This window comes from Allobosea rubneri (genome assembly GCF_032464875.1).
GTDB classification, from domain to species: Bacteria; Pseudomonadota; Alphaproteobacteria; order Rhizobiales; family Beijerinckiaceae; genus Allobosea; species Allobosea rubneri.
The window spans coordinates 1-6550 of sequence record NZ_JAWDID010000100.1 but is presented as its reverse complement, the minus strand read 5'-3'; the positions used below and the strand labels follow the sequence as shown (position 1 = coordinate 6550).

Here is a 6550-nt window from a genome sequence, read left to right as displayed (position 1 = left end):
TCCCCCGTCTTTAACGGCACCCGCCCCCGGCCTTTCATTCGCCCCGGGAGTGGCGCGAGAGTCACCCAAAGTAGATGTGTCAATCAGATCAATCCGATCAGACCCATTCGGTAGTGACGAAGATACGGAGTTAGCCCCTGTCGCACGGTTCACCCGGCTGGGGCATTTTCGGGCGCGCCGAACCGCTCGCCCTGTCGGAAAGGCGGTCCTCGGCCCCACTTTCATCCCCGCGCGGCCGCCTATTTCCTCCCCGTCGCGCTATCCGCCGGAATCTGGAATAAGGTCGCGCCACTTGGGGCGCTCCGCCCCCGTCCCGGATAGGACGAGCCGGCTTTCCCCAATCGCCTTCCTTCCATCGGAAAGCCGTTTGTTTTCTTGCTGTCCGTGGGGTTCAGCTTTTTGAACCCTATCAAGGCTCCGTTCTTCGCGGCCTTCCAGCTCGCAATCCAGGCAAGCCACTCCTGACTGACGATCCGGATCACGTTCGTCAGATTCTTCTCGCCGCGCCGTCGGCGCTCTTTCACGATGACCAGGCCAAGCTGCACAGCATGGCGCACGGCGTTCTGGACCGTGGTGCGCCCTACTCCGGCGCGAGCGGCTATCTCGGCAATGCTCCTCGAGCACGTGCCGCAAAGCCTGACCTCCTCTCGGATGATCATGAGCGCTGCGAGCTCGGCCGGTGTGAAGTTGGCGGCGAGATGCGGCGGCATGGGCCCGGCAGCGATCAGCTGCCGGCGGCGTGAGAGGCACTTCGCCGTCCTCGGCGAAGGCTGCGGACGACGCGGCGGAAATAGCGAGATCCGGCCAGCGGGCAGGCCAACCGTCTGCCGTCGATCGCGCGCCGGCTGTCGCTTCGTGTTGATCTCCCCGAGCAACTGGTGCGCGGTGTCATCGTCGATCGCGCCAGCGGCCACGCCCTTCCATATCAGTTGGGATAGATCATCGAGGGCGCCAACCGTGTGTGCCCCGTCGATCGCCTGCGAAATCTGCGCAGCAATCATCGTTCAGCCCTTCAAAGGGCCGCGCGTCATCAGGGGCGTGCCAAGACGGCAAACCCTTGTTTAGGCAAAGCCTCACCGCTCGGAGAACCTGCGTTCCCCGTTGACTCCCTCAAGGAGCTATGGAAGTCTGGCCATTGTCGGGATGGCCCAGCCCTCCAGCGATTTCAAACGGCTCCAGAGGTTCCCGCCTCTGGGGCCGTTGGCTTGTCTAGATCACGTTCGCGGCATGGTTTCTCCGTCTCGCCCGCGAATCTGAGAGCCGATTCTGGGCGATTGCCAATTCCGAACCCTGCGGGTGAAAGTGTCAACCACAAGACGACACCTTTCGGTGGGGGGACCATGAAGACGAAGCCGACACTCAACCTCGCATACCGCGGCGCCGGCCGCTGGTCCGTATCCTTCACAGCCTCAAACGGGCTTACGTTCAAAGGCCCCGTCGCCGTTGCTGCACAGGGCAAGGACGCGGAAAGGCCATTGATATTTGCCGCGCTGAGGGAGGCCGCGAAGTCCTTTGTCGATAGCCTGCCTGAGGCCGAGGCTACGCTGGAAGCCAGCGCGGCCAAAAAGAAGCGCTAGTCCGTGGAGCGCCGAGCTGGTTGCGCCGTCGGGCTCGACCAGCTTACCACCTTGAGAATCTGGTTTTCCGTCAGCGAGATTTGCTTGTCCGCGAAGACCCAGTCCGGCGACCCCTGCTCTACGAAGCCGAGATCCCCGATGATCGACGCGGCGTCGTAGGTCTTGATCTTTCGCAGGACGACCGGCGAAACCGTGGGCTGGAAGAAGGTGAGAGTTTCCGCCTGCGTCTGCATCGTGCCACGCATGATGCCCTCGCCTTCTCTGAGCTTCGTGAGCGTCAGCAGGCGGACCGACCCCTCGAACATTGTCGTGAGATGCAGGAGGTTCGTGTAGGAGCTGATACAGACATTCCCCGAATGCGCTTTCGGGTCGCCGGTCACGTCGTCGACCGAATAGAACTCCGAAAACTGAAAGACATCCTCGTTCCCGTTCCAACGGATTTGCACGACCCCCCGGAAAATCGCGCCGGGCGTAGTGAAGCTTGGCCGGAATAGGTGGAAGTAACCCTCATATCCGCGGTGAGTGCTGCGCGTGTAGGCTCCATAGATGTCGTCAGAGACGTCGACTTCCTCGATGGTGTTGACGAGCTCGGGCTCGATCCCGAGGACCTGGCAGATTTCGACAATCGTTTTGTCTCTGGTTGCCTGGCCGGCAAGAACCTTCCGTACGGTCTTCTCATCATATCCAGCACGCCTCGCGAGCTCGATATTCGAGAACCCTTTGGCCATACGCGCGCGATCCATTTTCTTCGCGCGTTCCAGCCGGAACTCCTCGTCGTAATTGCGCCCCATCATCCGCCCCCGGATTTTCCCCGGTACTAGAAAATACCGAAAACTCCCGCGGTGGAAGTATCAAAATCCCGCCTTATTCGGCTTTTCCCTGTTCCTCCGGAAATGGAACATGACGAGCTAGTAATGTCCGACTTAGCGGCCTGTTCGGACATGGTTAATGGCGCTTAACTCCACGTCATCCTCGCTACCAACGAGGCCAACCCGGGCACCAAGCCCAAACCGTGGAGAACTAAAATGCTGTCACTCTGGAAGAGTGTTGCTGCTGGCGCCATCGTCGCTGCAGCTATCTCCGCCGCCGCTAGCCCGGCTTCTGCGTGCGTTATGACCCCGATGGGCCCGGCCATCATGACCCCCATGGGCTTGCAGCCCTGTCCGGTCCCCGTCTTCGTTCCTCCCCCGCCCGTTTTTGTTCCACCTCCGGTGTTTGCCCCGCCGCCCGTTTTCATGCCTCCGGGACCGCAGCAAATCCCCGCGCCGTACCCACAGCCGGCGGTTTACAATGAGACCACGCTCCCGGCCGAGGTCGGGATCGCCCGCCACTGCATGGAGCGGTTTGGGTTCGAAGAAGCTGCCCTCAACTGCACCGCCAACGCTGTCATTGATCGCCAGTTGGGGTCGACCGGCCGCATCGCACGGAAGTGCCTCGAGCAGAATGGCGCCACGCTCGGTGCAGCGAAGTGCACGGCCTTCGGCCTGATGCTCAAGGAAGCTAATCCCGAGACTCAGATGGCAGCGGAATGCGTCGCTCAGTATGGCGTTAGCAAGGTTGCTGTCGCCTGCGCTGCCACCCGCCTCACCGTTGCCGAGTTCGACAAGTGCAAGAATGGCATCGGATCTCAGAACGGATGTTTTGGCCCGAACAATACCCTTCGCCGCGCTATCGAAGACAATTTGGAAGCGGCACGCCGCGAGTCTTCGGTTCCTGGAGCGGTGATCCGAGCTGGCACGGGTGTGAGCGTCGATGCGATCCGTCAGAACGGCGTGCTCGGCGGCAAGAATTCTGAGGCGCGCAAGATTTGCAACGGCGTGGCTGGCGTGTTCGGCGGTCGTTGCTGATAAGCTGCAAGACAAGGAGCGCAACGGGGGGCTCATGGCCCCTCGTAAGCTCGTTTCCGGGGTCTTCCGCCGTATGTCCAGGCGTATGCTAAAGGGCGCAAGGCAGGGTCTCCACGCTCTGTTGGTAGCCCCGGAAATAGCCTTCAGTGCTCGTCCATCTCCGCGAGACCGATGCGGTTGAGAAGGCTTCGCCCGAGCCAGGTCAATTCATAGCCCGGCGCCCGCGCCCCGGATCGGGTGACATTCTTTCGCTTGATCAACCCCAGCCGCTCGATCTGGTCGATCGCTAGCTGCCGCATCCAATGCCGAAGTTCCGTGGCTTCATCGTCGTCTTCGGACGGAGGGTCGCCATAGATCAGCGCTTCGTGCTTCTCGACCCACTCCTCGTCCTCGCTGTAGCGATCAAGGTATTTGCAAAGGAGGATCACCTGGTCGTCGTCGATCTCGCCGAGAAGCTTCAGGAGCCTCTTCGCGTCGATCTGCTCCTGCTGATCCCCGCTAAGCCCGTTCGCGACGAGTGCCGTGATATAGGCCTTGCGCTCGTTGGAGATGGCCCGGGCCGACTGGATGGCCCCCTCCTCGAATAGATCGGCCGCCCGCTCGCTCTCCGCGATTTTCTGGACAACATGCTCTTCGACGCTGGCCAGCCGCTCCGCCAGGAGCAGCAGGTATTGCTCGAACCGATCCTGACGCTGCCGAGGTATGATGAACCCGACGAGCTCAGCTAGGACGGGCCCTGCGACCGGTACGCTGCCGAGCGCCGCCTTCAGAAGGGCCGTCTTCGTGTCCTGGTCGTCAGATCCCAATTGCGGGACGCCGACGCCCTCTTTGTCCGCCAAGTCCTACCCCCCGTGCCGAGCGATGAGGTCCCGCAGCAGCTCCTCCACGAGCGCCTGCACGGTCGTATCCTGCTCCAATGCGATCCTGCGCAGGGCCTTACGCTCCGCCGGCGTCATTCTGACCAAGACTTGGACCCGGCCGTCACTGTCTTTTGGGGTCGACGAAACCTTGGCGGGCGCCGGCGTCTCTTCCTCCAGAGCCGGCTCGACCGCCCTGCCCTTGCTGGCGAGCATGCCGGAAAGCAGTGAAGGCCGCTGCTGCTTCGCCATGGTCATTTCCCTCCGATAGTCTTCTGGATCTCGGCCCAAAGGGCCTTCATCTCGACGGCCGCCCTACCCTCGGGCTCGTACTCGGTCACCGTCGCGCCGGAGATGACCGCGTGCGAGAACGCGACGCGCTGGCTGACGACGGTTTCCGCGACCGTGGCCCCCATGGCCTTCAAAGCCTCCCTCGCCTCTGCGACGATCGACGGCTCGGCCGAGCCGGTCCGCGGCGGGGCATGGTTGATCACCGTCAGGGCCTTCTTGCCAACCCGGGCTGCCATCTCGATCGTCGAGCTGCAGGCTGCGAGATCGAACGGGCCCGGCCGCGTCGGAATGATGATGATGTCCGAGACGCGCATCGCTGAAAGGATGCTGTTCTCAGCATGGGGCGGTGTGTCGACAATGCAGGCGTGGACACCCTCTTTCCCGGCCACGTCGATCACCTTGGGCAAATCCCGCCCATCGCACTCCACAAGCTGAGGCGTCTCTGCGTCGCGCTGACGCCACCACCAAGCGAGCGAGCGCTGGGGATCGGTGTCGAGCAACAGGACAGGCTTGCTCTTGTCGGCCGCCAGCACGCTCAGGTGCGTCGCGAGCGTCGTCTTTCCAGAGCCGCCCTTCCGAGCTGCTATCGAGATGACTTGCATGGTAGCTGGTCCCGCATCATGCCGTCGAGTCTACACGCTGGATCGTTAACGAGACCATATGACGGCAGACCACCAAGCTAACTTGCTAACTCACCGCCTCATCTTAAAAGAAATTCCTTTTCAGATTTCTCTTGCGGCCCCTCGGGAGCTGTGGCATTCCTCTTCGGACTCAACAGCGGTCCTTTCACAAAAAAAGAGGGAGAGAACGATGACGAACGTTTCCGCCACCAAAGAAAAACTGACCATGCGAGGATTTCTTTTCGAGCAGGCGGTCAAGGCGCTGGAAAAGAACGGTTGGAGGGTCGAGCGGATTCAGGGAGCGGGTAAGGGCTCTATCCGCCGGATCACAAAGGGCAGCCAGGTCAAGACGGTGACCATCCGCACCTCGCAGGATACCTGGATCGCATTCCCACGGAACGCGACCGACACTGGCTGGGCAACCCTCGAGGACGCGGACTTTGTCGTTGCCGCCTCGGTCGATGATCGGGCCAACCCTCAGTTCGCCAAGATCCACGTCATCGCCGCCGATAAGGTGCGCGCCCGGTTCGATCGGCTCTATGCCGCGAAGAAAGCCGCAGGGCATACGATCCCGATCGGTAGAGGCGTCTGGCTCTCCCTCTATCAACAGGAGAGCAAAGAGCCCGTCTCGCTTGTGGGCGCCGGTATCGGCCTCGAGGAGAAGCCGCATCTGATCGCACCTCTGCCGACCTCGACAATTGACGAGGACGAATCCGACGCCACGACCGAGGCCGAGCTGACTCCCACAGTGCCTGGGGACGCTCCTCTCACGATTACCGAGGCGAAGCGCCGCCTGGCAGCAACCTTCGGCGTGAAGGAAGAAGACATCAAAATCACGATCAACGGCTAGCAGGGCGGCGACGCGGGCGGATTGAGGCGGCCTCTGTCAATGAGGCCGCCGCTCTCGCATCAGCCTTCCGGAAGAATGCGATCGACATTGTCGGCAAGGTGAGGCTGCGCCTCTCCCATGGCGCGATATTTTTCGCGGTCTCTGTCATAGGCCAGGTAGATGGTCCCCATCGCGTCATCGATCGACAGCTTTCCGAACGATCCCCTGGCGACTACCGTGAACTCGGTCGTGCCGGTGAAAGCCCCTACCGCAGCTCTAGACTCGCCACTGTCGAGCAGCGACTGCACCGATCCCTGCACCAGCCTCTTGGTAAATGCGTCTCCCCGCTTCTTCGCCAAGACGAAATAGACCACCACCACGGCGACGATTCCGATGATCCAATGAACCGCTCCGGGTTTGTCGGAGGCTCCAACTCCTGAGAAGGTGGAGCCATGACGAGCAAGACGACGAACAAGTTCTCGCCTGAGGTGCGTGCGCGCGCGGTGCGGATGGTGCTGGACCATGAGGC

At 61.7% G+C, this 6550-nt stretch carries 9 protein-coding genes; 3 read left to right on the top strand and 6 right to left on the bottom strand.

The window, feature by feature from the left end; genetic code table 11:
- Positions 1 to 239 precede the first annotated feature (239 nt).
- Positions 240 to 1001, bottom strand: coding sequence for a hypothetical protein (locus tag RKE40_RS29135; RefSeq protein WP_316021657.1), 762 nt, complete (start codon positions 999 to 1001; stop codon positions 240 to 242).
- Between the two features lie 339 nt (positions 1002 to 1340).
- Here RKE40_RS29135 and RKE40_RS29130 point away from each other — a divergent pair, with 339 nt between their 5' ends.
- Positions 1341 to 1577: a hypothetical protein gene (locus tag RKE40_RS29130; RefSeq protein ID WP_316021656.1), complete on the top strand. Its 237-nt coding sequence runs from the start codon at positions 1341 to 1343 to the stop codon at positions 1575 to 1577.
- Here RKE40_RS29130 and RKE40_RS29125 read toward each other — a convergent pair.
- Positions 1574 to 2371, bottom strand: a complete 798-nt coding sequence (locus RKE40_RS29125; RefSeq protein ID WP_316021655.1) for a helix-turn-helix domain-containing protein — start codon at positions 2369 to 2371, stop codon at positions 1574 to 1576. The two genes, RKE40_RS29130 and RKE40_RS29125, sit on opposite strands and share 4 nt — an antisense overlap.
- 231 nt (positions 2372 to 2602) lie before the next feature.
- Between RKE40_RS29125 and RKE40_RS29120 the strand changes: the two genes are divergently transcribed.
- The gene (locus RKE40_RS29120) at positions 2603 to 3424 is read left to right on the top strand and encodes a hypothetical protein (RefSeq protein WP_316021654.1); all 822 of its coding nucleotides are present in this window, start codon (positions 2603 to 2605) and stop codon (positions 3422 to 3424) included.
- Positions 3425 to 3567: 143 nt separating this feature from the next.
- Here the strand turns inward: RKE40_RS29120 and RKE40_RS29115 are convergent, their stop codons facing one another.
- Genes RKE40_RS29115 through RKE40_RS29105 form a run of 3 tightly spaced genes read right to left on the bottom strand, consistent with a single transcriptional unit; the run spans position 3568 to position 5174 of the window.
- The gene (locus RKE40_RS29115; protein ID WP_316021653.1) at positions 3568 to 4263 is read right to left on the bottom strand and encodes a hypothetical protein; all 696 of its coding nucleotides are present in this window, start codon (positions 4261 to 4263) and stop codon (positions 3568 to 3570) included.
- A gap of 3 nt (positions 4264 to 4266) precedes the next feature.
- Positions 4267 to 4533 carry a ribbon-helix-helix domain-containing protein gene (locus RKE40_RS29110; RefSeq protein ID WP_316021652.1) on the bottom strand — a complete coding sequence of 89 codons (267 nt, stop codon included), beginning with the start codon at positions 4531 to 4533 and terminating at the stop codon, positions 4267 to 4269.
- Between the two features lie 2 nt (positions 4534 to 4535).
- Positions 4536 to 5174, bottom strand: a complete 639-nt coding sequence (locus tag RKE40_RS29105) for an AAA family ATPase (protein WP_316021651.1) — start codon at positions 5172 to 5174, stop codon at positions 4536 to 4538.
- Positions 5175 to 5382: 208 nt separating this feature from the next.
- Between RKE40_RS29105 and RKE40_RS29100 the strand changes: the two genes are divergently transcribed.
- Complete coding sequence (locus RKE40_RS29100) at positions 5383 to 6042, top strand: type II toxin-antitoxin system HicA family toxin (RefSeq protein WP_316021650.1); 660 nt, start codon at positions 5383 to 5385, stop codon at positions 6040 to 6042.
- A gap of 59 nt (positions 6043 to 6101) precedes the next feature.
- Here the strand turns inward: RKE40_RS29100 and RKE40_RS29095 are convergent.
- The coding region (locus RKE40_RS29095; RefSeq protein WP_316021649.1) for a hypothetical protein at positions 6102 to 6550 on the bottom strand (449 nt) is incomplete at its 5' end.